Origin of the sequence: Acinetobacter sp. MD2 (assembly GCF_035615575.1) — a bacterium.
GTDB lineage: Bacteria > Pseudomonadota > Gammaproteobacteria > Pseudomonadales > Moraxellaceae > Acinetobacter.
In genome coordinates, this window is the sequence record NZ_VTDK01000007.1 from 36,515 (window position 1) to 62,565 (window position 26,051).

The following is a 26,051-nucleotide window of genomic DNA, read 5'->3' on the forward strand; positions in this document are numbered from 1 at the left end:
GCATTCAATTTTTTTGATTGAAGAATAAAAATGTCGACCACAGAATTGAATCTATTGTAAATGAAGCGTAGATAAATTTTCTAGCATCAAGCTTACCATTTTCGCCCCATCATCGTGCTGTATTTTCAATCTCACATACATTTTTGTACATAAATTAGCTGTTTTCTTTAGTAAAAGCTTTCTATTACCGATAATCAAGGCCGTAATTTTCAAATTAAAATAAACAGAAACTCAACGTCTATCATTAAGTTTTTCACAAATCTTAGATATAAAAAAACCAGTCACAGGGACTGGTTTTTTATCAAAATTCTTAGACCAACTTAGTCTGAGAATTTACGACGACGGTCGCCACCTTCACGGTTTGGACGGTCTGATTTATTAAATTCGCGACGTGGACGATCTTCTCCACCAAATGCTGGACGATCACCATTACCACGGAATGAACGAGGCTTGTAATCTGCACGGTTACCGCGGTTATCATCATTTGAATCAAAACGAGGCTTGTCGCCGAATGAACGTTGTGGACGGTCGCCATTGAATTCACGACGTGGACGATCTTCTCCACCAAATGAACGTTGTGGACGGTCGCCATTGAATTCGCGACGTGGACGATCTTCCCCACCGAATGAACGTTGTGGACGGTCGCCATTGAATTCGCGACGTGGACGATCTTCCCCACCGAATGAACGTTGTGGACGGTCGCCATTGAATTCGCGACGTGGACGATCTTCCCCACCAAATGAACGTTGTGGACGGTCGCCATTGAATTCGCGACGTGGACGATCTTCTCCACCGAATGAACGTTGTGGACGGTCGCCATTGAATTCGCGACGTGGACGATCTTCTCCACCGAATGAACGTTGTGGACGGTCGCCATTGAATTCACGACGTGGACGATCTTCCCCACCGAATGAACGTTTAGGACGATCTTCACCGAACGAACGTTGTGGACGGTCTTCACGGCCACCTTCACGACGTTTGAAGTTACCTTCACCTTCGAAACGACGTCCGCCACCACTACGACCACCGCCGTTACGACCACGACCACCGCCGTTACGACCACCACCATCACGACCTGAACGTGCAGGAGGTGGAGATGGCTCAAGGCCTTGAATTTCAGAAACTTCTAAACGTGCTTCTAAGTAGTCTTCTAAAGCACGAATTTTACCACGCTCACGGTAAGTTGCTAAAGTGATTGCTTTACCAGTACGACCCGCACGACCGGTACGACCAATACGGTGTACATAGTCTTCGTGTTTCATTGGTAAACCAAAGTTAATTACGTGTGAAATGGTCGGAACGTCCAAGCCACGTGCAGCAACGTCAGTTGCAACTAAGATTTTTGCTTTACCTTCACGAATGCTACGTAAACGACGGTTACGAACAGTTTGTGGCATTGCACCATGAAGTGCAACAACAGAAAGACCCGCTTCAGCAAGCTCTTCAGCTAACATGTCTGTATCTTCTTGAGTCGATGCAAACACAACTGCTTGATCTAAATCTTCTTCACTTAACCAATGGGTAAGCAATTTTTTCTTATGCTCAAAACCATCAGTCCAATGTAAAGTTTGGCTAATATCGGTATTGGTTGAATGACCTGTTTCAATTGCAATACGTTCTGGATCATTCATCATGCGTTCAGCAAGATTAATAATACGTGGTGCAAATGTTGCAGAGAACATCAATGTTTGCTTACGGTTAGCTGCTAAATCGCTAATTGCTTCTAGGTCTTCAGAGAAACCTAAATCAAGCATACGGTCAGCTTCGTCGACAATTAAAGAATCAACTAAATCAAGTTTGATTTGACGGCGGTTGACCAAGTCAAGTAAACGACCTGGAGTTGCAACAACAACTTGCGCGCCTTTTAATTGTTGAATTTGTTTTGCAAATGGCATACCACCCATAATTGCAGCAACACGAACGCCTTTCATGTGACGTACAAATGCAATTGCGTCTTGGCAAACCTGTTGCGCAAGTTCACGTGTTGGAGAAATCACCAAAATTTTTGGTTGAGTGATCGCTTTCATGCGGTCTTTAAATGGTACAAATGTTTCTTGACCAGCTAAAGCGTTTAATGTTGGAAGTAAAAATGCAGCAGTTTTACCCGAACCTGTTTGGCTTGAAACAAGAAGGTCTTTACCTTCCATTGCAGCAGGAATAGATTGTTCTTGCACAGGTGTTGGCGCAGTAAAGCCAAGTGTGTCAAGTGCTTGTTGTAATGACTCGTCTAAAGAAAAATCAGCAAAAGTTTTGCTCATAGAGGTATTCACCCTAACGTGGGTGCTCCAAATAAATAAAGTCTATTGGACATCGGCAAATAGCGGCACAGCAGTAAACGCTGAAAATATAGAATCAGCGGCGATCCGAGAACGACGATGCGTATAACGCACAGATGATTACAGCCGCAACCTGAAAGAATCGCTTAAGCGATTGGGTGGGGCGCGAAATATTGTCCTCTCTTTGGACCGGACGCGCATACACAATGATAGAAGAGAAATGTTCAGGTAATGAACGGAATTTAAGTGCGTGGGCGAATTATAGCAGCTTTTTATAAGTTGTCACGTTATTTATTTTTTTATCTTAAAAATGCATAAAGATAAATGGCAAACTGACATAATCTTTGTAGCTAAACTTTTTATTCCAATCCTTTTAAAAATCACAATAAGTACCAAACCACCCCATATAAATACAAAAAAGCCAGTCATAGTGACTGGCTTTTCAAATCTCTAAGCTATTATTTAACCGCATCTGCCCATGCAGGTACAACTGCTTGAACAAACGGTTTTAACATTTTCATTGAACTTGCAATCACTTGTCCATTTTCCATAGATTCGTTACCGCCACGAGCATCAATCACTGTACCGCCAGCTTCTTTCACAATAAGCTCACCGGCAGCAATATCCCACGGTTTTAAACCTAATTCAAAGAAACCATCATAACGACCTGCTGCAACATAAGCTAAGTCTAATGCAGCAGAACCACTACGACGGAACTGTGCACCTGCTTCAGTTACAGCTAGCAATGCATCAAAATGTTGTTTGGCATAAGAAGTAATTTGACCATTACGTTTCGCACGGTAAGCATGACCTACTGCAAGGAAGGTATTTTCCAAGCTGTCTGGCGTATTTACACGAATACGACGTTGGTTTAATACCGCACCACGACCACGACTTGCAGAGAATAGTTCATCACGCACAGGATCATAAATTACGCCATGTTGCGTCACGCCTTTATGTTGTACCGCAATTGAAATACAGAAATGTGGAACACCCTGAATAAAGTTTAATGTGCCATCTAAAGGATCAATAATCCAACACCAGTCTGCATCATGGCCTTTGCCTTCTTGCAAACCGAACTCTTCACCAAGGAAGCTGTGATTTTTATAACTTTTACGAAGCGTATCAATTGTGAGTTGTTCGATATAACGATCAACACGGGTAACAGGGCCATCAATGCCTTTTTCTTCAACTTGCAAGTCGAGTTTATGACGATTTTGATGCGCTTTTAAAAGCTCTTGACCAACTGTTTGAGCCGCACGCGCAGCCATCACCACCATAGGTTCCATTGAACACCCACTTAAAACAAATTAAAGATTTTGACAAAGAATAATGCATAAAAGCACAGCTATTCTAACAAATATCTGCGCTTTTTGCTAAAGAAATTTCGATTATTTTTTAGACACTTTGTGTGGTTTTCAACCACGCCTGTTGAATACTAGCTTGAATACCTACAGCATCCAAACCACAATCGCGCAACATTTGGGCATGATCGGCATGATGTAAGAATGTATCAGGCAGCCCTAAATTCACAACCGCTTTCGTCACTTGCATTTTTGCGAGTGCTTCATTGATGGCACTGCCAGCTCCTGCCATCACCGCATGCTCCTCAACCGTCACGAATAATGAAGTTGTCGCAGTTAAATCTGCCAACATTTGTTCATCGAGTGGTTTTACAAAGCGCATATTCACCACACGAATCCCAACATCAAGCTGTTCTGCCAATTGGGTGGCGGCTTGCACAGCAGGATTTACCCGACTACCAAAAGCCAAAATACTAATTTGATCTTCATGTTGTGGGTTAATCTCTGCCACAATTTCAGCTCGACCCAGTTCAAGTTGAGTCAAATGAGTGTCAACATCTACCCCAATTCCTGCACCTCGCGGATAACGTACCGCAGCAGGCCCTTTATATTGATAGGCAGTATGCAACATCTGACGACATTCATTTTCGTCTTTAGGTGCCATAATCACTAAATTAGGGATGGTGCGCATAAATGCATAATCGTATGCACCCGCATGGGTTGGACCATCTTCACCGACTAACCCTGCACGATCAATCGCAAAAGTGACATCTAAATTTTGTAGCGCAACATCATGAATGAGTTGGTCGTAACCACGTTGCAAAAAGGTCGAATAAATTGCAACCACAGGTTTTAAGCCTTCGCAAGCCATACCCGCAGCAAGCGTAACCGCATGTTGTTCGGCAATTGCCACATCAAAATAACGCGAAGGATATTGCTTGGCAAATTGCACCATACCCGAACCTTCACACATAGCAGGCGTAATGGCTAATAAACGTGAATCTTGTGCTGCTTCGTCACACAACCATTGCCCAAAAATATCTGAATATTTAGGCGCAGATTTTTTTGGTGTAGCCTCTATTTGAACTGGTGTAGTTTTTTTAGCAATGGCGTGATAACCAATTGGATCGGCTTCGGCAGGTGCAAAACCTTTGCCTTTTTTGGTATAGATATGGACTAAGCGTGGCCCTTTACGCTGTTTTAGTGCGTTAAATACCTGTGTTAATTGCTGCACATCATGTCCATCAAAAGGGCCAAAATAATCAAAACCAATGGCTTTAAATAAATTGTCCGCTTCTTGGGTTGCGGCTTGATGCAAGCGTGAGGTGTAATCCCATTCAGGATACGGCGCAACAAATGCTGTACCTTCTGCATCAATATGAATTGAATGACCTTTTTCCCAAATTGCAGCCAAATGTTTAGCAAAACCACCGGTGCTTGGTGAAATTGACATATCGTTGTCGTTTAACACCACTAACAAATCAGCTTGATGAGCCACTGCATCGTTCATTGCTTCAAAAGCCATACCCGCAGTCATCGCACCATCACCAACAATTGCAACGACCTCACACGGATCATTTTGGTAACGACGTGCCAAAGCCATCCCTAAGCCTGCTGAAATTGCAGTCGAGGAATGTCCAACCCCAAAATGGTCAAATTCCGACTCTTCCCTTAAAGGAAATGCCGCCAAACCATCTTTAGCACGAATGGTCGTTAACCGATCACGGCGTCCCGTTAATACTTTATGTGGATACGCTTGGTGGCCAACATCCCAAATTAAACGGTCATTTGGCGTATTAAAACAATAATGCAAAGCAACTGTCAGTTCGATGACGCCTAAGTTGGCTCCAAAATGTCCGCCACTTTGTCCAGCAGCATACAAAATGTATTGACGTAGCTCATCGGCCACCTGTTCGAGCTGACTAGAGTCAAATTGACGCAATTGCTGTGGATGATCAATCACATCTAACAAGGGCGTAACAGGGCGTTGAGTTGGAATTTCTGTATACAACATAATGTGGCGAAGCCTTCTAAAGCCTGGCAATTTCCTAAGCTAGGGATTGACGTGAACCGATAATTTTAACTCATCGAGCAGTGTTTTCAATGTGCCACTTTTCTTTTTTAAAATTGCGCATTGCTTTTGTCTAAGACAAGGATGTTGATTATCCTGAAAAATGGCACCAATGTTCAACTATTATTAAGTAGTTTGCATAAAAAAAGAAAATGATTGGCTTAATTTTTGTATATCGAATCTAGGAATCTCTGATCAGTGCGGTATACTTTCAACGATTATCGATGACCAAAGAGCGTAACTGTGGCGATTGCTTTTGTTGCAACATCTAAACTTCCAACTGCATTTGGAGATTTCAATATCAGTGTGTTTCAAGACCCTGAAACAGGTGAAGAACATGTTGCATTATCCAAAGGCCTAGAACAACCACCATCGACACCTGTCTTAGTACGTGTGCATTCAGAATGCTTAACAGGCGATGCCTTCGCTTCATTAAAATGTGATTGTGGCCCACAGCTCAAAGCAACACAAAAACTCATTGATGAGGCAGGTCAAGGCGTGATTTTATATTTACGCCAAGAAGGTCGCGGTATTGGATTAACCAATAAAATTCGCGCTTATGCCCTACAAGACCAAGGGCACGATACCGTCGATGCCAATTTAATGCTGAATTTACCTGCTGATGCGCGCAAATACGATATGTGTAAAATTATGCTCAATCACTTACACGTTAAACAGGTTAAATTAATTACCAATAATCCCCTTAAAATTAATGCATTAAAAGCACTTGGCATTGATGTAGTCGACCGTGTTGCATTAACGGTAGGTCTAAATCCATTTAATGAACAATATTTAAAAACCAAATTAGAACGCATGGCACACATGTATAAAAAAGATGACTTTTAAAATTTCGCTGTAAATTAAAAGTAAAAATCGAGCTACATGGCTCGATTTTTTTGATAATCGTCATTGCATTTTGTACAAGATCAAGCGCTATTCTCTCAAACCACGAAAAAACATGCGTCACTCATCCCAATAAATATTGCAATCAAACCTCTTTTCAGTCGAAATTTGACCGTGCTAGCACAAAGATAGACTATTTTTGCTAAGAAGTGGAGTAAATCGCCCCACTTTTTAACCGACCAATTTAAGCCACAGGTCTATTATCGTTTAAAGCCAACAAGCCTTTAATGGCACGATAAATAATCCAAACCCATGATACAAAAACTACGGCAAGCCAAAAGAAGAATGCAAGTGATGCGATACCCGCAAATAAATTGGCATTATCATTGGTTAAGAATAAAAAGAAAAATGGAACAATCCCAAGAATATTCCAAAGCAAATACCACCAAACGGTGCGAATCTGCCAATTGAAGTGACTTTCAAAAATGCTACCGCGCATGGCATCTTTTTTAAGGTAATTAATCACAAGCGCAACCACAGCCAAAATACCTGCGGAAAAAATGGCAGCGATATAAAGTAGATACAAAACAAGCGTTAGGGTTTTGTCCGATTTAAATTGATCATCATATGTCATTATTATACTCACTGTTTCAACACATCGTTTAAATCATAGGACGGAAAATCAACCATAAGGTCAGTCCAATATTCAATACAATGGTACAGTGATAAATCTGTTGAAACGGTTGTTTTTGTGTTTTATGGCGTAGCTTTTGTTGTGCCAACCATGCCGCAGGCCAGCCACCCAATAACGAAAACAGGTGCAAACTTTGCTCTTGTACTCGCCATTGTTTTTGTTGAGCTGCTTTCTTATCTTTGGCATACAACGCATAAGTAATAATATTGATGAATAGCATCACTACAAAATAAATACTTGGGATGCGGGCAATTCCAAAAGCAGTCAAAACCACCACCAAATACATAATAATGACGATAGGCATAACACCCAATTTGGCATTTTGCTGTTGCCGCACATTTAACGCTTGGGGTGAATGAGGACGACTACCCTGCTTTTTGAGGTACGCAACTTGCGTAGCCCGAAAACGCCCTTTGCTATCTACAATCACCAAATAATCTAAAGCACAACCAACCAAGGGGCGCGGGCCACGTTTAGCAAAATCTTGGATATGCAAAAATACCCGATCTTTTGAAGCATCATTGGGCTGAATAAAACCATAACCCTGCTCATCAAACCACTCAATCAGCCTTCCTTGATCACGCATGAATTATCCAAGCACCGTAACATGTACCAATCGATTTAATAACATATTACGCATTTGTGTCGGATCTTTTTGGAACACGTCGTCGCCACCTCGTCCTTCTAAACGGTTTAAACGTGCCACATTTAAACGTAAGAACCAAAAACGACAAGCGGCCATTGCCAAATAAATTGGCAAACAAGCTTGTTCGTCTTCAGTCAATGCACGAACTTGTTGATAAGCATTTAAATAGGCGTCGACACGGTGTTGGTCCAACGTTACATCGGGATATGCCGTACAAAAATCATTAATAGTAATTGCAATATCAAATAGCAATTCATCAAAATTGAGTTCGTAAAAATCTAAAATCCCAGTTAATTTTTCTTGTTGATACAACGTGTTATCTCTGAATAAATCAGAATGCACCCAGCCTTGTGGACGATTTGGATGCTGCGCACGATAAGCTTCAAAAATGGCGTAAATCTGTTGTTTTAAAGCAGCATCTTCAGCGTTCATTTCATTTTGCAATAAATCGCCAATTTCTGTCCAATACACATGACCACGGCTATGTTCACGTGCTAAAGGAAAGTCCGCTAATGTAACATGTAGTGTGGCTTGTGCTTCTGCAATTGCCGCAACTTGCTGCGCAGTCGTGGTTTCAGGATGTTCACCCCAAACCCGCGGTGCAATTTGTGCAGGTTTACCAACCAAATAATGAATTGCTTTATTGCTATGCACGAGTGGTGCAGCAACAGGCACACCAACTTCTGCCAAACGTTGTAAGGCTGGAATAATCTCTCCTGCACTTTGCTCGGTTTCATTTTCAAATAAGGTCAGAACATACTGCTGCCCATCTGCACAAACAATAAAATAATTGGTATTCTGAATCCCGCCTTGAATGGGCACAAGCGCTTCGACCTGTAAATTATAGGCTGCGGCAAAGGGCTGGACTTGATCTAAATTCAAGGGCGTATAAACAGACATAGAAAACCTGCGTGAAACAAAATAAGTTTGATAGAATACAGTAAGTTGATCAAATTTAAAGCCCTCACGGCAAGTTTCTTTCCATAACCCACCAATCGGATGCCATTATGCTTGCAAAACGAATCATTCCTTGCCTAGATGTCGATAATGGACGCGTTGTAAAAGGCGTGCAATTCCTTGATATTCGTGATGCTGGCGACCCTGTAGAAGTAGCGCGTCGTTATAACGAGCAAGGTGCAGATGAAATTACCTTTTTAGATATCACCGCAACCCATCATGGTCGGGACACCACCTATCGTACCGTAGAGCGCATGGCAGAAAGCGTTTTTGTACCATTAACTGTGGGCGGTGGTGTACGTAAGGTTGAAGATATCCGCCTATTGCTGAATGCAGGCGCAGATAAAGTGAGTATTAACTCAGCTGCGGTATTTCAACCTGAATTTGTACAAGAAGCATCGCAGCGTTTTGGCGCACAATGTATTGTGGTTGCCATTGATGCAAAAAAAACAGGCGAGAATAAATGGGAAATCTTTACCCACGGCGGACGCAAACCAACAGGGATTGATGCGATTGAATGGGCAATTAAAATGGCAGATTTTGGTGCAGGTGAATTATTGATTACCAGTATGGATGCCGATGGCACTAAAGCAGGTTATGACATTGCCCTAATGCGTGCAATTAATGAAAAAGTTAATATTCCAACCATTGCTTCGGGTGGCGTTGGCAATTTACAACATTTAGCCGATGGTATTTTAGAAGGCAAAGCTGATGCTGTACTCGCTGCCAGTATTTTCCACTTTGGGCAACACACCATTCCAGAAGCTAAACAATTTTTAGCAGCGCAAGGTATTGAAATGCGTCTTTAAGAGGCTCATGCTCAAAAATAATCGATGACCTTCATTTAAATGCTTATTTTTTGGCTTGAGTTTTATTCATATTACTGTAGAATTCATGCCACGTTGCCGGCATAGCTCAGTTGGTAGAGCAACTGACTTGTAATCAGTAGGTCCACAGTTCGAATCCGTGTGCCGGCACCAGCAAATTTTTAAAAGCCCCCAAGTAAATTACTTAGGGGCTTTTTTTATTTGCGCTTTTTTCACTTTTTGCTTAAATTAGATTTTCATTTGCAGTTTTTCATATATCAATATTTAGGACAATAAAATGACGGTCAAAGATCTATTCCTTGCCCTGCTAATTATTTTGGCATGGGGATTTAACTTTGTCGTGATTAAATTTGGCGTTGCCGATATCCCGCCACTCCTACTCGCCTGTTTGCGTTTTATTGCAGTCGCCTTTCCTGCCATTTTCTTTGTTAAACGTCCAGCCGTACCATTTAAACTCATTCTTCTTTATGCAATGAGTCTGTTCTTCGCTCAATTTGCTCTGCTTTTTATGTCTATTCATTTGGGTATGCCCGCAGGATTAGCATCCTTACTCTTACAAGCCCAAGCTTTTTTTACCTTAATTTTAGGTGCATTGCTGCTATCTGATAAAATTCAACCACATCATTGGCTCGGCATTCTGATTGCCGCAGGTGGGATTTTCATTTTGGCCGATGCAAAAGCAGCCAACCCACAAAGTAGCATTCCACTGCTTCCATTATTACTGGTCTTAGCGGCAGCGTTGGCTTGGGCGGTTGGAAATATTAGCAACAAGGTCATTTTAAAACACCATCCTGTCGATACATTATCGCTCGTAGTTTGGGGGGCACTGATTCCAATTGCTCCCTTTTTTATCTGTTCATGGGTGTTTGAAGGCAAAGTCGCAATTCTGCAAAGCTTGCAACATTTTCAATTACGTGACTTTTTCGTGATTGGATATCTGGCATATATTGCCACCATTATTGGTACAAGTTTGTGGGGCTATTTGCTCAATAAATATGAAACGTGGCGCATTGCACCACTTACGCTACTGGTGCCCGTGGTGGGTATTGTGACTGCGACTATCGTTCTCAATGAACATTTGTCGCTGCAACAGGGTTTAGGTGCTGTGGTGATTATTTTAGGTTTATGTGTGAATGTGTTTGGAATGAAAATAGTTCATCGCTTACGACATCTTCGATCAAACCGATGATGCCCTTGCCGTAACTTGCACATATTCAATTAAACCGTCTTGTGCCAGTTGCCGACAAAGCTTTGCGGTCATTTTAATTTTAAAACCATCCAAGCCATGCAACTGCTGTGGCGGCATTGTAGTAATGTAGTGCGCAAAACCTGCGCATACACCTTGGGTTAAATCCTCAATTTTAATGTGATGAAAACCGACTTGTGTAAGCTGCTCCCATAAACCCTCTTGATCCTTTAAATGATCTAGCTGAATGTCGGCGGCTTTCAACAAATAACGTATCCGTAACTTTTGCCACGTTGTCGCTTTTTTCCACTTTTTACTAAACGTCAAATAATGAAATGCAATACGACCATGGTTGCCAAGTAATGGCCGAATCACACTTAAAAAATCAGGCAGCGCATGATGATAAAGCGCATCAATACAAACAATCACATCAAAAAATTGCTGAAATTGCGCTGGCTTTAATTTAAGAAAATCACCTTGATGCAGATGCTGCAATCCCAGTAAAGCTTGCTTTTGAATCGGATCAATACATGCTACTTGTAATTCTACCGCTTCAAAATGCGGCAATTTAAAATGATCTTGCCAAAGTTTTAAACTTGCACCTTGCCCACATCCTAAGTCGAGTAAGCGATCTTGCTGAGTTAAATGAATTGCATCGACCAGATGCAACACAAGATTGCGACAAGCCTCAGGATAATTTAAAGCACCCTGCCACAGTCCCAAATTGGTCCATGGTAAGGTCGATGTATCTCCCAACATAGATGCCTGAATGGCATATTTATGTTGGGACAACAGCGTAGATTTCTGTTTTGACATTAAAATTGAAACTTAATAACCAAGCTCAGGCGCAACTTCAACTTTAGGTTTTAAGCCCACAAAAGGTAAAGGCGCACCTAAGTTTTTGGCAATTTGCATAGCTGAAGTCACTGCCGATTCTAAAATTGGCAAACCATCACACGACCACGAACCACAAAAATACACTTTACGCCCAGGAACTTTCTGACGGCGCAAGAGTTCTTGATTAACTTCAACCGTTTGAGCATTGACCACTGCACGGCTTAATTTCACAGTTGAAATCACTTTTTTCGCGTCTATTGGCGTTACAGGTCGCCATGTTTGGAATACTGGATTTTTACCCACCAACGTTGGCTCAATTGCATTCATCCACACCGTAAATTGTTGACGGGTAAATTTACGGTCCATCATATAACTAAGCACCGACCAATCTTTACGTTTTGGCGGCATTACCGTTGGGTCGGTGTGAATAACCAAATCACCTTCTTCAAACTTAAATTGTTTAAGTAGTGCCAAATCTTCGTCGAATTGACCTTGGTGCATAAAACTTTCAATTTTATTGGTTGGTGTTGCAACAATCACACGGTCAAATAATTGCTGAAAACCAGCAGCATTTTCAACTAAAACCTGTTCATTTTTTAGCTCAACATTGGTCACTGCTGCACCACTTTGAATGGTGATCCCATCAATTAATTTGCTCACAAAAGCAGGCGCACCACCTTGTAAACGTAATAATTGCTCGCCTTTGGTCAATTGGCTTAGAAAAACCAATAAAGGTTTAGCTGGCCACTCGCCAATGGTTTCAGGATTACACGTACAAATGGTATATAGCACAGGCATCACTGCACCATTCCAAAAAACTTCTTCAATTTCGTTTTTATTGATAAATTCAGTTAAGGTAATATTTTGGTTTTTCGACTTAAAAAAACGATGGATTGCCGTTTTCAATTGCAACATGCCCTTAACCAAGCGCACACCATATTGCTGTAAACCTTTACGGTTGTTGATAATTGGGAAATTACCAATCGGTGAGCGCGAAGTCGTCAGCCATGTTTCCGTTTTCTCTTCAAATAGCCAACTGCACGACATAAAAGTACGAACAGGAAAGGTTTTAATGCCCAAATGGGTGGCTAGACTTAAGGTGTTTTTCCATAAGTAAGGATTCATCACCCGTAATGGCGCATCAATAATACCACCATCAAATTCAACCGTATGGCTGTCCATTCCACGGCCCGACAATGCCTCAAAAACTGTCACTTGATGCCCTGCATCTTTTAGAATTCTTGCGGCAGCAAGCCCAGCCATGCCACTCCCAATGACTGCTATTTCCACGGTCTTATCCATTTTAAAACATAATTTTTTTATTATGCGTGATCTTTATTCGAAACGCCTTATTAAAAACTACCATAATGCCGCTGTTTTACATTCTTTTACAGACAGGTAATTTGGATGAAATTTAATGCTTATGCCCACAAACTTGATTCGAGTGAATAATGTCACGATGCTCAAGCGCTACCTGCTCAGACTTATCTAATTCACGCAATATGCCACAGCCTGCGGTATTATTTTCACCTTGGCACTGTGCTTGTAAAACATTGAGTTCTTGCTCTAACGCTTGTAATTCTAAAATTCGTTTCTGCACATGCTGTAAATGTACTTCAACCAAGTCATTGACCACTTGGCAATTTTTATTTTCTGCCCGAGCATCAAGAAGTACCCGAATTTCCTCATGAGTCATGCCTAATGATCGACAACGACAAATAAAATGTAAGCGCTCTAAATGGCTCGCATTGTAAAGTCGATAATTATTTTGGATATTTCTCAAAGGCTTATGTAACAACGCTTCTTGTTCATAGTAGCGGATGGTTTCAACTGAACAGCCCACTTGTTTTGCAAGTTCACCTATTTTCATTTCCACACTTGAGCCTATAGTTACTTCAGGGTGTTAAATAAGAGTATATCAGGATATGAGTACAAACAATGAACATGTCAATAAAAGACAACAAGACGAAAAGCTGCGGATGTTCACATTCACCTGAAGATGCATCCATCAATATCAATTTAAGTACAACTCAGCTTGAAGGTGAGGTACAGCGCACTGAAATCCGAATTATGCAAATGGATTGTCCCACCGAAGAAGGCTTAATTCGTAAAAAATTTCAGCACTTTAAAGGCATTCAAAAGCTTGAATTTAATTTAATTCAGCGAGTGCTTACGGTCGAACATCAACCCGAAGTATTGCCACACATTTTACAAGGCATTCGGGAATTGGGCTTTGAACCTGAATTAGCAAATACCGAGGGTACACTTGCCCCTCAAACCGAGCACAAGCAATCTCTCACTCCCCTCATTATTGCTGCTGTTTTAGCCGCAATCGCAGAGGCAACGCATTGGTTTGATGGCTCAACGTGGATAGTACTGGCAGCAAGCCTACTTGCAATTGCATTTTCAGGTTTAAGCACATACAAAAAAGGTTGGATTGCGATTAAAAATGGCAATTTAAATATTAATGCGCTCATGAGTATTGCCGTAACAGGCGCAATGCTGATTGGCTCTTGGTCTGAAGCCGCAATGGTTATGGTGCTATTTAGCTTAGCCGAAATGATTGAAGCAAAATCACTGGGCCGTGCAAGAAATGCCATTGGTGAACTGGTCAATTTAATGCCGACCGAAGTGCTGATGCAGCAAGAAAATGGCGAATGGCAACGTATTGATGCCAAACAAGTTCCGATTGGTGCACAGGTCCGTGTGCAGCCTGGTGAACAAATTGGCTTAGATGGTGTGATTACGCAAGGACATTCAACCATCAACCAAGCACCAATTACAGGTGAAAGCCTGCCAATTGAAAAAAATATCGGCGATGACGTTTTTGCAGGTACCATTAATCAAACAGGTGCTTTTGAATATCAAGTGACTGCGAGTGCAGATAACACAGCATTAGCCAGAATTATTCATGCAGTGGAACAGGCACAAGGGGAAAAAGCGCCAACCCAACGCTTTGTAGATCGTTTTGCACAAATTTATACCCCCATTGTATTTGCCTGTGCTTTAGCAATTGCCATCATCCCACCCCTATTTTTAGCAGGTAGTTGGTTTGAATGGATTTATAAAGCCTTGGTATTACTGGTGATTGCATGCCCATGTGCTTTAGTCATTTCAACACCTGTTACCGTGGTCAGTGGTTTAGCGGCGGCTGCTAAAAAAGGTATTCTAATTAAAGGTGGCGTTTATTTAGAAACAGGGCATCAACTCAAAACCGTTGCACTCGATAAAACAGGCACAATTACCTACGGTCAACCCCAAGTCACAGATTTTGTGCTGTTATCGAACCATCAAACTGAAAACGAAATTCGCACTATTCTTGCAAGCCTTAGCGCTCAATCTGACCATCCTGTATCGCAAGCGATTACTGCCGCACACTCACAAACGGTAAAAATTGATGTCGATCATTTTAATGCTTTACTCGGCCGCGGTACGCAAGCTGAAATACAGAATCAGAAGTATTGGTTGGGTAATCATCGCTTAATTCATGAATTAGAACGCTGCTCAAGCGAACTTGAACAACAAATTGAACAGTTTGAAAAGCAAGGTAAAACCGTGGTTTTGCTGAGCGATGAAACCCATGCTCTTGCACTGGTTGCTGTGGCTGACACCATTAAAGATAGCAGCAAAGAAGCGATTGCAGCATTACATCAACTTGGAATACAGACAGTGATGCTAAGTGGCGATAACCCCCACACAGCACAAGTGATTGCACAACAAGTCGGGATTGATTCGGCTCAAGGTGGCTTGTTGCCTGAGGATAAGCTCGAAGTTATCCACAATTTGGCGCAGCAAGGTCAAGTTGCAATGGTGGGTGATGGCATTAACGATGCACCCGCCCTTGCCCGAGCCGATATTGGTTTTGCAATGGGTGCCATGGGCAGCGACACGGCTATTGAAACTGCAGATGTCGCCTTAATGGATGATGATTTACGAAAGCTGCCAAGTTTTATTCGGTTATCTAAAGCGACACATGCCATTTTAGTTCAAAATATTAGTTTGGCTTTGGGGATTAAATTGCTGTTTATGGGCTTAACCCTTGCCAATATTGGCACGATGTGGATGGCTGTTTTTGCCGATGTTGGGGTAAGTTTATTGGTGGTAGCAAATGGACTACGCTTACTGAAAATGAAGTTTTAAACCCAATAAAAAAGGAGCTGATGATCAGCTCCTTTTTTATCATTTTGGACTACCAATCAAAATGGATATACACACAAATTTAAATTATTTAATTAAAATACAATGATTTAAATCAAAATGTAATGATTTTCGTTAATTTTAATCACAATATTTGTTTTGATGGCCTATACCTATGTATAAGACCAATAAAAATATATTACTGATGCCATTCTTTAATAATTTCATCAAAGGCAATATTAGTCCAGTCTTTCTTCCATAATTGCCAAAAAGGAATATCATTAGATGATGGTTTTGGGGCGCATTCATCTATACATACAATTGAAGGAAGAACAATGGAATCACCAATTACAAGGGCTTCACCTTGTTTTAAATTTGGCAAAGTATCTATTAAAGATCCCAAGGAATCAGGTAATAACTTTTTCACATAATTTTGATCGATAGGATTCGTTAAACGCATTGCAATGAAATTGTTACATTGCGCAAAAATTGTTTCCGAAATTTCGGATGGTCTCTGGCTAGATAACAAAAGAGTTACACCATACTTACGACCTTCTTTTGCTATACGTTCAATTGCTTTTTTAGATGCTCTAAATTTCACCAAGTCACTATTAGGTACATATTTATGCGCTTCTTCATATACAAGTAGAATCGGAGCATCATTATTTACTTGCTCATCATTATTCAAATTATATCTTAATCTTTTATAAATATACCCATACTCAAAAATTAATCTAGAAATTAGTGAGACTGTGATACTTAACACTTCAAAAGGAACATCACTTAAATCAATTATCGTTACATTAGATTCATTGTTATCTTCATAACCTAATAAGGTTTTAAGAATATCTTCAAATGTCGACTCTCTAGCCTGATCTCCAAATAAAAACTCTAAACGGTCTTGTTTTATTTTTTCTAAAAAGCGAATATAAAACTTCTCTAAAGTACCATCAGCATATGTTCCCTTACTTATATTACTATTTTTAGCACCATGAAATTCATATTTATCTTTAAAATAATATTCAATTTTCTCCTGTTCAACCTCAAAATAAAATCCTGAATCGTCTTTAACATTACCATTTGCTTCCAATGAATATTGGCTATCTATAATCATATATCTATTTTGATCTTTATAGTTTTTAGTTTCATTCTTTAAGTTGAAAATAGCATTCTCAACTTCTGAAATCTCAAAACGAATAGGAGAATCATAAAAAACTTTTTTTCTACCATTATTATGTTTCATTTTATTTAATGTTACTAACTTCCTAAAAACTGAAGACTGATTATAGTTATCTCTTTCACCCGTATCTAATAAAATTTCTTCTAATTCTTCACTATTTAACAACCAATATGGTAGTTTAAGTTTATTAATGTCTATAAAGTTTGCATCTGGAAAAGCTGTTTTATATTCAGAATGAATGTCAAATATTATAATGTGCGAATTATTTCTTTTTCCCTCATTTGGAATAATTGACTTTTGAATAATACTAGCAAGAGTGTTAGATTTTCCTGATCCTGTAGAACCTAAAATAGCTACATGTTTATTAAAAAAATTGTCACCATTTACTGGAATTCTTATTTCTTGCCGAGCAGCAAGTTTTGAAAATGAAAATACTTTATTAGAATCAAAATTTTGATAAATAGCTTTCATATCTTCGATTGTAGCTGGTTCGACCTTTCGAGGAGGTATTGCTATAGAGTCACCACCTCTAGTAAACTTTCCGTCATCCAAAATACCCAATGGCAATGCTTCAATTAAATAGATTCTTTCATTATGATTATTAAGAGCAATTGAAAAATTTTCAATTATCGCCATCAAAACTGCTGAGTCATTACTTGTTACTTTTAAGTATGACCCAACTTTTAGAGTTTCACCTGCAACCTCAAAGTTATTCAAGTCATCAACTTGAATAACTATCTTATTCGGTCTTACAGAAACGACCTCAGCAGTATTTTTAGGTTCTTCAATATTATTCATAAGATCATTTCCTTTATAGAATTTAATTTATCAAAATATATATCATGATGCATTACATTTGAACTGGAAAAAAATGGCTCTTTTGCATAAAACTGATAAATAATTTTATATTTTGTATCCTCTTTTAAAATACTTTCCAAATCATTTAATGTATTAATAATTTTTAAATTAACCCTATAATTACATGTATTATGTGTTGGAATTCTTACAAATAACTTTGAGTTAAATTTAGAGTTATTATAGTAGTGCCCATCTTCAATTAGCACACCATATCCCATTAGTAATGATTTAACTTCTACTAAATCTTTATCACAGTAATTATGAAGATAAACTGATGGGCAAAATTTCTCAATAATCCTTTTACCATCTAAATTAGACCATTTTCTCGATAATTCAATTAAAAAATCAACCAAATCCATTTTACCAAACATATTATTCTCGATCATAAATATTCTAAAATAATCCGAATTTCTATTATTTTTAAAAATTTGATTTTTTATATTATTGTTGTAATTTTTAGATCCTCTTTTTTTAAAATACCAAGCATTAAAAATTTTTTTCTCAGATTCAGATATCTTATGAACAAAATCTTTTTTAGTGATTTTTCTTTTATTTATATTTTTATTTACTGCCAAACTCTTAATAATAGCCAAACTATTATTATAATAATAATCTGCCATTATTTTTGAGCAATTAAATTGATTTTCCAACTGGGTTATTACTAAATCTTCCAATTCAGCAAACTCTTTCCCATTAATATTTATTTTAACCAATGAGATAAAATCCAAAATATCTTTATCACTTAATGAAAACTCTTCATGTTTTAAAACAAGTTTATCTAATACTGTTTTCTCTTTCCCATCTATCATTTCTTTCTTATATTTCTTATAAGTGAAAAAATTTTCCTTATAAAATTCAACATCTAATTTACCATCTAAGGAATTATGGCCTGACTTATAATAACCATACAAAGTATATTTTATTTTTTTCTCAGGATTGTTTTTTACTTTTGAATAGTGTTCTGCAAAAAATACTATCGCATCTTTGATAAGTGAGTGTTTATAGGCAGAACCTTCATAATACTTACATTGAATACTTTCTTTTCCATCTAAGCTTGTGATATCAATGTCTTCAATACCCTCTATTTCAATAGAATTTTTTTCATTTGTTTGAGAAAGAATTTGACTAATAGTTAAGTCAAATTGATAGTAATATCCCCTTATTGTATCTATAGCATCTCTTGATTTTGTCATAATATTTTTACATGAAATTCAATAAAATTAGTATAAATAATAACTATTTATTTTCAACAAAAATCGCCACTGAGTAAACCATATATGCATTTCTTGTTTAAGCAAGCTTTGTTAACAAACCTACCTCTGACGATCTATTTTAAATAAATCGGTCTATGCTTTGATTCCCTCTAAAACTAACGTGAAGCTTATAAAGATGTAAGTTTTCGTTTGCTTGAAATGAATGAGTCGTTCTGAGAACAATTAAACGTTTAAGTAATTAGAATTCAAGATAAGGAAAAGAGCCTGTAAATTATTTTGTGTAAGTTCCATTTTTTATAAATGATCTTTTAATCGATCATCGAAATGAATCGTAAACCAATTCATTGCTAAACGCCAATTTTGAATTGGCATTGTCCATTTTTTTGCGGCATTGGTTGTTGCCAAGTAAATAACTTTTTTGACTGAATCATCAGAAGAGAATATCTTTCGCTTCTTGGTTGAATGGCGGATCACACTATTCAATGATTCAATCGCATTCGTTGTATAAATCGCATGACGTATTTCAGCTGGATAGCTAAATATTGTACGGATATTTTCCCAATTGGCTCGCCAAGACTCCCCAATTTTAGGGTACTGATGGTTCCATTGATCACAGAATATATCTAAAGATTTCAAAGCATTTTCTTCTGTACTCGCCTGATAGATTGCCTTTAGACCAGAAGTCACCGCCTTATAGTCCTTCCAGCTGACAAAGCGCAGGCTATTGCGTACAACGTGTACAATGCATAGTTGGATGTCTGTATGAGGATAAACCGAGGCTATCGCATCAGGGAAACCTTTTAAGCCATCTACACAAGCAACTAGAATATCTTGTACTCCTCGATTTTTGAGTTCGGTCATGACAGATAACCAGAATTTCGCCCCTTCTGTTTGGGCAATCCACATGCCTAGCAGCTCTTTCTGCCCATCCATATTGATACCTAAAGCAAGGTAAACAGACTTATTAATCACTGTAGAGTGTGACGCACCTTAACAACAATACAATCTAAATATACAACGGGATATAGGCTATCTAGTGTTCTATTTTGCCATTCAGTCACTTGTTCAATTACAGCATCGGTAACTTTGCTTATGAGAGATGCTGAAACGTCGGCATCGTACATTTCTTTAAAGAATGCGACAATTTCTCTATTTGTCATTCCTTTTGCATACAGTGAGAGGATTTGATCATCTATACTCGTAATGCGTGTTTGATACTTCTTAATAATTTGGGGCTCAAATGAGCTCTCACGATCGCGTGGAATCTCTAAATCAAGTGATCCATCAAGTGTTAAAACTTTCTTAGCACTGAAACCATTACGCGCATTGGAGCCTTTGCGAGTTTCATGTTTTTCATAGCCTAAATGTTCGGAAAGTTCTGTATTGAGTGCTGTCTCAATCATGAATTTTTTAAAAACAGCAGTCATTTGGTTTAAGTCTTCTGGTGTTTTTAGACTTTTAGCCAATTCAGCAGCCATTTTTTTGATTGTTGCTTCATCCATGTGAAGTACCTCTTTTTATTATCCTGTATAGGATAAATGAAAATTAAGTACTTACACAAAATTCAGAACAGTCTCAAGGAAAACTTCACACCCTATTTTGAGTCTTTTAAATTAATAGCAAATACATAAATATAATTTATTAGCCTGAGCTTTTCATACTCAAAGGGTCATTCAATTGATCAATATTCACTCCATATTTATGAGCATTGTATTGCCACACCACAAACTGTTCCAACAACATAGCATTTTCTTTTTCCAATCTGGCATTCTTAGCTTCCAAAGCTTCAATTTTAGTTTGAGCAATTTTCAAACTAGCAGGTAGCTTCCTCACCTGATTGATATTTATATTCAAAGCTTTAGATGGCTTTTTACATTGGTCATAAGCATTCTTAATACGTGCGTATTTCTGCAACGTTTGACGAGTTGGTGCAGGCACAAGTTCTAACTGTAATTCAATAGCCTTACAGAGCCGCTCCCATGTCAATTTCTCATCTAGAGACCAATAATCAAGAAGCTCGACAATATTCTCAATGTCTTTGTCAGTTAAATGCTGTGCCATATCAAATCCATGAATCCATTAGCAATACAGAGTTGAGTGAATGTACATCATCCTCTACCTTTCTACGTTGAGTATTCTCAATTACAGGAATACGTTTACGCCCCGCCTTTTGATAAGCCAAATCAAGATGTGTGACATCTTCAGAAGGGGGGAGACTCAAAGGTGTACCATCAGGAATGTTGGGATCATCCAATAATGCAATCATATGTTCACACCGCTTGATCGTAAGTTCTCTCATTTCCAACCAGACCGTTGCACCAGTAATATTTTTACCAGCAGCCTCTTTATCCTTTTCCCATAAAATTTTTTCTTTCCTAAGCCGACCTTTAAGCCTTTTTTTCTTTTCCTCATCACCTTTAATACAGACATGTTCCGTACAATTTAAACAATTCCGATATTTTAGACAGGGTTCATCAATATAAGAATGTGTACAAAGTCCAAACTCAGTTGTGTGCATGGACAACGTTGTTCTAGTATTTAGCTCCTGTAGAGTTCGAGGTGTAGCGATCTGGAATGTAAATGTACTATCAGTATTTACTGAACCAACCTCATTTTTCTGCATCTCAATTAAGCCATAATTACGATCTTCAACGCTAGTGTGGTCATATACTCGATTTTGCTTCATATCAGCTCGCCCTGACCATTTAGCAAGCAACATACTATCCATTCCATTGGTATTTGCTATCGTATTCAACAGATGCCTGAACTGGTGAGTAGTCATACTATAATCACCATACCCCCACCGTTGAAAAATAGATTGTACATTTGCTAATTCATCTTTTCCTCGTAACTTCTTTTTGGTTGGCGATAAACCTTCATTTAAAGTAGAAAGATGGGGTATCCACAACTCTGAAAAAACAGTTATTTTCTCTGAATGGAATTGATTATGAAAACAAGCAAATAAAGCTTCTGACCATTTAACCTGTACACCATTACCTGTTTTAAAAGGTATATAGGGAAAACCTTTAGGTAGTCTATTTCGCAGAATAATATTTAAATCATTCAGGCAAATAACATTGTCTTCTATAGGAATACCTCTAGTTCTTAAAAAGGTTATTCCGGTATTACTTGCCTTATCCGAGTTTATATCCAACCCCATCGCTAATAGCACCTCAGAGCGATTTAACAACTGATCATCAGGCACTTTAGGACAAAGCTCATGTCTTGGAAACTTATCGCTTGTCTCAAGCAAATATGCTAAATGTCTAGGCTTTTCTGACATCTTAATCAAACGTTCAATAGCCCGTTTGACTGTTGGAATCATGATACTCGGAATGTATTTGATGTCATACCCATAATTTTTCTGTGCATACCACCTGATTCCTAATACTTTCTCAATATTAGAACCATCTGCAACAAGCCCTAAACTACTCTTAGAAACCGTTTGGACTTCTTCCTCATGGATACAAGTCTTCTTTAAGAAAAACAGTTCTGATGCTCTTTCAGGCGCAGCTAAAAGCAGACTCACAGCACTAGTAACAAATATATCTCTATCTGACAACTCTGAATCTTTTCGTGAAAAAATATCAGCTAATGCAAAAATCGCATCCTCATCAGGAAGTTTAGAAGCTCTATATTTCTCTGACTCTGCATCTAACACAATTGATTTATCAGAAGGCTTTTTAATTGGATTTTTCCATTCTGGCAAAGCTAATATTTTTAATTGGCGAAGAAATTCCAATAGAATTTTTAAGTGTCTACCTACATGATAAGCAGAACTCGCTTTATAGTTTACCTTTGCATTTTCACTAGCTAAGTCAAAATCAGCGATAACCAATTTCGTTAAATCAACTTCACCATACCTATCCAAGCATATTTGTTCTATTGCCCGAATTGCTAGAATCGTATCTTTAGTGCTTAATTTACTATTAGTCCTTTGATACTTAACATATGCCTTGGCAAATTCTAGAATTGAATGATGCAAAAGATTTTCAGGTGATCTATCTTTGGATGAAATACCTGTTTTGACAAAATTTACTTCGCCTTTCCAATAATTCTCATCAAATCTAATATCTTCATTTAATTCTGATAATTGTTTAACAAAATCAATAAATCGCTTAATTTCGGAGTAAGGAGACTGAACTTTTTCAGATGAAAAATATATTAAATTATCCATGATTGAACTCCTTACAAGCATCAATCACTTGTTGAACCGCAATAATTGTTCGGTCATTTACGGCAGCGACTTCAAGGCTACACCCCATAGTAATTAAATCATCTCGCTCTTTAATTAATTGCTCTAGAACCAGATGATGTGGTGCATTTGCCCAAGGCATAAACTTACTGCACAGATAACATGCAATTGGCGCATAATCGTTACAATATTGATGCGTACCACATGAACCAACGTCACAATCCTGTTCTACGCAAGAAATTCGATTTGCATCTTTAATTTGTGATTGAGCCTCAAACTCATCACTCATAATTTTCCCTTGAAAAGCATCTGCATATTTACGTAAGCTTTCATCCATAATCAATGAAATTTCTTGTGCAATTTCAGGCACACTTTGCACATAGCAATGTGCATTTTGGGTATCATGATGATCTAACAGCTTTGCAATAACATTCACGCCTGCCTTTTGCCTAGCAGCATTTGTTCCAAGCGTATAACGAAATCGATATGCATTAATATATATTGGTTTACCACTTTCTCTAGAACGAATGCCAAGCTTTCTTACTGCGCTTTTTAATAATTGGGTTAATCCACTGGTGGGCATATGAATAATTTCTTTTGTCAAAATTTCTGAAATTTCATTTTGATTGCTCCAATCTAGATTAGCCAACTTCTCAAAATCATAGAATAAGGGTAACTCTGCAAACTCTTGTTCAGATAACTCTCGCTTTATTTGTTTAGTTAACTTCTTTTTTAAAATTTGAATATGCTCAAATAAAATTTGAGCAATACTTTCACGAATCCCCACTTCACTAAAAGCAAATCGAAAGCCACTAGCACCTCTAACTTTAGCTCTTGGCATATTAAGTATATGAACTTCATTTTTATCATTAAAATTATATTTATCAGATACGTATAGGTCTTTCACCTTTAATCCTGAAATTTGGATTGGTCGTCTACCAGTCGCACAGAAAACACGAATTAAAGCAGCATCGTAATAAGAAATCTTATTTTCTGCTAAATATTCATTCGTTCTGGTAATAATTGCTTCAAATTCAAATGGACTAAATGCCCCTTCATCTGGATCAAGCGAAAGAACTGCTGCTCCTTTATCATTACCACTTAATCTCCATGAACCAATTAAACCATAAATTTCATCATTTATTGAGGAATAACCTAAATCATGCATTTTTTTTAAAAAAACTCTAAATTTCGCCAACTTATATTCGTATTTTTTATCCTTATAATAGTTTTTATATTCTAAAAGACCTTTTAAAGTAATTTCTGACTCTCCTGTCAAATCAGGATATTTTAGAGCATAGCGGATCATTTCTGTAGTATGTGTGCTTGAGCTATATTTAGCAAAATGTATAAAGGTACTTAAAACATCAGACCTAATTTCCTTCGAGAATTTCGAGAGATTCGATATATCTACTTGCTGATTTATATCTAACACCCATATCTCATCACAAATATTAACTTTATAGCCTTTGAATGAGGTAAAGGTATCGTGCGACTTATTTAGACTGTCGATTTGCAGTGATTTATTCATTTTCATCCTCAAATTTTTCTTGAATGCCCAAACCCACTTCCATTGCTCGTTTGTTTTCTGCACGTCTTGAATATCTTCTCGCACTTTGTGAATTTGGTATCCACCCCATCAGATAAGCACGATCATTCTCAACTTGAGATTCTGTGGTTTTACCTTTTGCCACTAAGATTTGCGATTTTTCAGAAAATTTATCATTCCAAGTATGTCTAAAGGCATGTGCATGCACATTGAATAGAACGACCTTAGAAATTTCAGAAAAAATTTTATCTAAAGCATTGATTGAAAGTGGTTGTCCTTTATTTGATAAAATCAAAAAGTCTGTTCGCTCAGCGTTAGGCACTGTTGATCTATGATTTAAAATATAAATGTCTAGTTTTTTCTTTAAATTCTGATTGAGCGCAACTGATCGACTTCTAGTTTTAACTAAGGGCTGATATAGCCTAGAATCACTACCATCATGAGGATTACGTTTAATAGTCAGATACGATGTACCATCTTGTTGCCGAGCTATATCTGTAATTTTTAAGTTCAGTAGCTCGCCTTTACGACATCCAAGATACAGAAACAAATAGATAATCAGTTCATTTCTATAAGCAATGTAATCTGAAATCCAAATTTTATTCTGATTATTAGGATCAACTACCTTTAGAATTCTATTTAATTGATCACCATCAAAAGACTTATATTCAGATTGAATATCCATTGATTTTTGAGGTCTACGAGATTTTAATAGCCTCTTAGTACCTGTTACTGCTGATGAATCAAGATATGCCTCTAACCATGCAATATATTCAGCAAAATTGGTTAAGCGTCTATATATCAAATCTTTGGATACATAGTCCTGAGTAATCACCACCTTTGCTCTAGATAATTCTTTATTTCTAATTTTTGGAAAACTAATAATTTTTTTATTTGAAGCTATTCCATCTAATCTACTACGACTAAAATTGGCTAAATTGGCTAAAGCTTCAATTTCATTTAATTTCAAAAAATCTTTACTTTTTACCCTTTGCTCCAAATCAATTCCCAACTTGTCCAACAATTGAAGAAGCAACTTAATATCTTCCAAAAGAGCTGAAACTGTATTAATAGATTGTCCACGATTTCTTGAATGAATAATCGTATATAAATTTGGGTAAGTCATAGGTACACCATCACTATTCAATAGAACAGCAAATCTCTCACCACTACTCATTACGAATCTTTTAACAGACATCATGGTTATTATTAACAAAATATCTAAGTATTAAATATCATAATATATGAATAAAAAAATTTACAGAACTATTTCTAGT

19 protein-coding genes, 1 tRNA gene and 1 pseudogene are annotated in these 26,051 nt (G+C 38.0%); 5 read left to right on the forward strand and 16 right to left on the reverse strand.

Features of this window, described 5'->3' with window-relative positions; genetic code table 11:
• Positions 1 to 320: 320 nt before the first annotated feature.
• From FXN70_RS10440 to dxs, 3 genes are all read right to left on the reverse strand, one after another.
• Positions 321 to 2,258, reverse strand: a complete 1,938-nt coding sequence (locus FXN70_RS10440; protein ID WP_324647405.1) for a DEAD/DEAH box helicase — start codon at positions 2,256 to 2,258, stop codon at positions 321 to 323.
• A gap of 476 nt (positions 2,259 to 2,734) precedes the next feature.
• Positions 2,735 to 3,565, reverse strand: coding sequence for an inositol monophosphatase family protein (locus FXN70_RS10445; protein ID WP_324647406.1), 831 nt, complete (start codon positions 3,563 to 3,565; stop codon positions 2,735 to 2,737).
• Between the two features lie 109 nt (positions 3,566 to 3,674).
• The gene (gene dxs / locus FXN70_RS10450) at positions 3,675 to 5,594 is read right to left on the reverse strand and encodes a 1-deoxy-D-xylulose-5-phosphate synthase (RefSeq protein WP_324647407.1); all 1,920 of its coding nucleotides are present in this window, start codon (positions 5,592 to 5,594) and stop codon (positions 3,675 to 3,677) included.
• Positions 5,595 to 5,894: 300 nt separating this feature from the next.
• Between dxs and ribA the strand changes: the two genes are divergently transcribed.
• Positions 5,895 to 6,497 (forward strand): GTP cyclohydrolase II, encoded by a 603-nt coding sequence (gene ribA, locus FXN70_RS10455; protein WP_324647408.1) that lies wholly within the window; start codon positions 5,895 to 5,897, stop codon positions 6,495 to 6,497.
• A gap of 241 nt (positions 6,498 to 6,738) precedes the next feature.
• Here ribA and FXN70_RS10460 read toward each other — a convergent pair whose 3' ends face one another.
• The 3 genes from FXN70_RS10460 to FXN70_RS10470 are packed head-to-tail and all read right to left on the reverse strand — an operon-like array spanning position 6,739 to position 8,734.
• Positions 6,739 to 7,128 (reverse strand): hypothetical protein, encoded by a 390-nt coding sequence (locus tag FXN70_RS10460; RefSeq protein ID WP_324647409.1) that lies wholly within the window; start codon positions 7,126 to 7,128, stop codon positions 6,739 to 6,741.
• Between the two features lie 28 nt (positions 7,129 to 7,156).
• The gene (locus tag FXN70_RS10465; RefSeq protein WP_324647410.1) at positions 7,157 to 7,774 is read right to left on the reverse strand and encodes a DUF1294 domain-containing protein; all 618 of its coding nucleotides are present in this window, start codon (positions 7,772 to 7,774) and stop codon (positions 7,157 to 7,159) included.
• 3 nt (positions 7,775 to 7,777) lie between these two features.
• Positions 7,778 to 8,734: a homoserine kinase gene (locus FXN70_RS10470; RefSeq protein ID WP_324647411.1), complete on the reverse strand. Its 957-nt coding sequence runs from the start codon at positions 8,732 to 8,734 to the stop codon at positions 7,778 to 7,780.
• 104 nt (positions 8,735 to 8,838) lie between these two features.
• On the opposite strand from FXN70_RS10470, the gene hisF reads away from it, so the two are divergent.
• The 3 genes from hisF (at position 8,839) to FXN70_RS10485 (ending at position 10,807) form a co-directional block, all read left to right on the forward strand.
• Complete coding sequence (gene hisF, locus FXN70_RS10475; protein WP_324647436.1) at positions 8,839 to 9,600, forward strand: imidazole glycerol phosphate synthase subunit HisF; 762 nt, start codon at positions 8,839 to 8,841, stop codon at positions 9,598 to 9,600.
• 95 nt (positions 9,601 to 9,695) lie between these two features.
• Positions 9,696 to 9,771 (forward strand) — tRNA-Thr (locus tag FXN70_RS10480).
• A gap of 124 nt (positions 9,772 to 9,895) precedes the next feature.
• Positions 9,896 to 10,807 carry an EamA family transporter gene (locus FXN70_RS10485; protein WP_324647412.1) on the forward strand — a complete coding sequence of 304 codons (912 nt, stop codon included), beginning with the start codon at positions 9,896 to 9,898 and terminating at the stop codon, positions 10,805 to 10,807.
• Here the strand turns inward: FXN70_RS10485 and FXN70_RS10490 are convergent.
• The 3 genes from FXN70_RS10490 to FXN70_RS10500 all read right to left on the reverse strand — a co-directional run bounded on the left by FXN70_RS10490 (position 10,796) and on the right by FXN70_RS10500 (position 13,511).
• Entirely contained in the window at positions 10,796 to 11,620 is an 825-nt protein-coding gene (locus FXN70_RS10490) for a class I SAM-dependent methyltransferase (RefSeq protein ID WP_324647413.1), read from the reverse strand. The two genes, FXN70_RS10485 and FXN70_RS10490, sit on opposite strands and share 12 nt — an antisense overlap.
• Before the next feature lie 12 nt (positions 11,621 to 11,632).
• Positions 11,633 to 12,931, reverse strand: a complete 1,299-nt coding sequence (locus FXN70_RS10495; protein WP_324647437.1) for an FAD-dependent oxidoreductase — start codon at positions 12,929 to 12,931, stop codon at positions 11,633 to 11,635.
• A 124-nt stretch (positions 12,932 to 13,055) separates the two neighbouring features.
• Entirely contained in the window at positions 13,056 to 13,511 is a 456-nt protein-coding gene (locus FXN70_RS10500; RefSeq protein WP_324647438.1) for a Cd(II)/Pb(II)-responsive transcriptional regulator, read from the reverse strand.
• 68 nt (positions 13,512 to 13,579) lie between these two features.
• Between FXN70_RS10500 and FXN70_RS10505 the strand changes: the two genes are divergently transcribed.
• Positions 13,580 to 15,781 carry a heavy metal translocating P-type ATPase gene (locus FXN70_RS10505; protein ID WP_324647414.1) on the forward strand — a complete coding sequence of 734 codons (2,202 nt, stop codon included), beginning with the start codon at positions 13,580 to 13,582 and terminating at the stop codon, positions 15,779 to 15,781.
• Positions 15,782 to 15,977: 196 nt separating this feature from the next.
• On the opposite strand, the gene herA is transcribed toward FXN70_RS10505, so the two are convergent.
• The 7 genes and pseudogenes from herA to FXN70_RS10540 form a co-directional block, all read right to left on the reverse strand.
• On the reverse strand, positions 15,978 to 17,756 hold the full coding sequence (gene herA, locus FXN70_RS10510) for an anti-phage-associated helicase HerA (protein WP_324647415.1): 1,779 nt from the start codon (positions 17,754 to 17,756) through the stop codon (positions 15,978 to 15,980).
• Positions 17,753 to 19,009, reverse strand: a complete 1,257-nt coding sequence (locus FXN70_RS10515; protein ID WP_324647416.1) for a DUF4297 family anti-phage-associated protein — start codon at positions 19,007 to 19,009, stop codon at positions 17,753 to 17,755. Before FXN70_RS10515 ends, herA begins: the two co-directional genes overlap by 4 nt.
• 315 nt (positions 19,010 to 19,324) lie before the next feature.
• Positions 19,325 to 20,532 (reverse strand): annotated as a pseudogene (locus FXN70_RS10520) (IS256 family transposase).
• A gap of 139 nt (positions 20,533 to 20,671) precedes the next feature.
• Positions 20,672 to 21,091, reverse strand: coding sequence for a hypothetical protein (locus FXN70_RS10525; protein WP_324647417.1), 420 nt, complete (start codon positions 21,089 to 21,091; stop codon positions 20,672 to 20,674).
• A gap of 1 nt (position 21,092) precedes the next feature.
• Positions 21,093 to 23,207, reverse strand: a complete 2,115-nt coding sequence (locus FXN70_RS10530; RefSeq protein ID WP_324647418.1) for an integrase — start codon at positions 23,205 to 23,207, stop codon at positions 21,093 to 21,095.
• Positions 23,200 to 24,756 carry a site-specific integrase gene (locus tag FXN70_RS10535; RefSeq protein WP_324647419.1) on the reverse strand — a complete coding sequence of 519 codons (1,557 nt, stop codon included), beginning with the start codon at positions 24,754 to 24,756 and terminating at the stop codon, positions 23,200 to 23,202. Before FXN70_RS10535 ends, FXN70_RS10530 begins: the two co-directional genes overlap by 8 nt.
• Positions 24,749 to 25,975 (reverse strand): site-specific integrase, encoded by a 1,227-nt coding sequence (locus FXN70_RS10540; RefSeq protein WP_324647420.1) that lies wholly within the window; start codon positions 25,973 to 25,975, stop codon positions 24,749 to 24,751. Before FXN70_RS10540 ends, FXN70_RS10535 begins: the two co-directional genes overlap by 8 nt.
• Positions 25,976 to 26,051: the final 76 nt, after the last annotated feature.

Coding starts and splice junctions, on each gene's coding strand:
- dxs (WP_324647407.1), bottom strand. CDS start 5,594: ATGTTGTATACAGAAATTCCAACTCAACGCCCTGTTACGCCCTTGTTA.
- FXN70_RS10470 (WP_324647411.1), bottom strand. CDS start 8,734: ATGTCTGTTTATACGCCCTTGAATTTAGATCAAGTCCAGCCCTTTGCC.
- FXN70_RS10490 (WP_324647413.1), bottom strand. CDS start 11,620: ATGTCAAAACAGAAATCTACGCTGTTGTCCCAACATAAATATGCCATT.
- FXN70_RS10440 (WP_324647405.1), bottom strand. CDS start 2,258: ATGAGCAAAACTTTTGCTGATTTTTCTTTAGACGAGTCATTACAACAA.
- FXN70_RS10535 (WP_324647419.1), bottom strand. CDS start 24,756: ATGAATAAATCACTGCAAATCGACAGTCTAAATAAGTCGCACGATACC.
- FXN70_RS10500 (WP_324647438.1), bottom strand. CDS start 13,511: ATGAAAATAGGTGAACTTGCAAAACAAGTGGGCTGTTCAGTTGAAACC.
- herA (WP_324647415.1), bottom strand. CDS start 17,756: ATGAATAATATTGAAGAACCTAAAAATACTGCTGAGGTCGTTTCTGTA.
- FXN70_RS10460 (WP_324647409.1), bottom strand. CDS start 7,128: ATGACATATGATGATCAATTTAAATCGGACAAAACCCTAACGCTTGTT.
- FXN70_RS10525 (WP_324647417.1), bottom strand. CDS start 21,091: ATGGCACAGCATTTAACTGACAAAGACATTGAGAATATTGTCGAGCTT.
- FXN70_RS10505 (WP_324647414.1), top strand. CDS start 13,580: ATGAACATGTCAATAAAAGACAACAAGACGAAAAGCTGCGGATGTTCA.
- FXN70_RS10515 (WP_324647416.1), bottom strand. CDS start 19,009: ATGACAAAATCAAGAGATGCTATAGATACAATAAGGGGATATTACTAT.
- FXN70_RS10485 (WP_324647412.1), top strand. CDS start 9,896: ATGACGGTCAAAGATCTATTCCTTGCCCTGCTAATTATTTTGGCATGG.
- FXN70_RS10465 (WP_324647410.1), bottom strand. CDS start 7,774: ATGCGTGATCAAGGAAGGCTGATTGAGTGGTTTGATGAGCAGGGTTAT.
- FXN70_RS10530 (WP_324647418.1), bottom strand. CDS start 23,207: ATGGATAATTTAATATATTTTTCATCTGAAAAAGTTCAGTCTCCTTAC.
- FXN70_RS10445 (WP_324647406.1), bottom strand. CDS start 3,565: ATGGAACCTATGGTGGTGATGGCTGCGCGTGCGGCTCAAACAGTTGGT.
- FXN70_RS10540 (WP_324647420.1), bottom strand. CDS start 25,975: ATGATGTCTGTTAAAAGATTCGTAATGAGTAGTGGTGAGAGATTTGCT.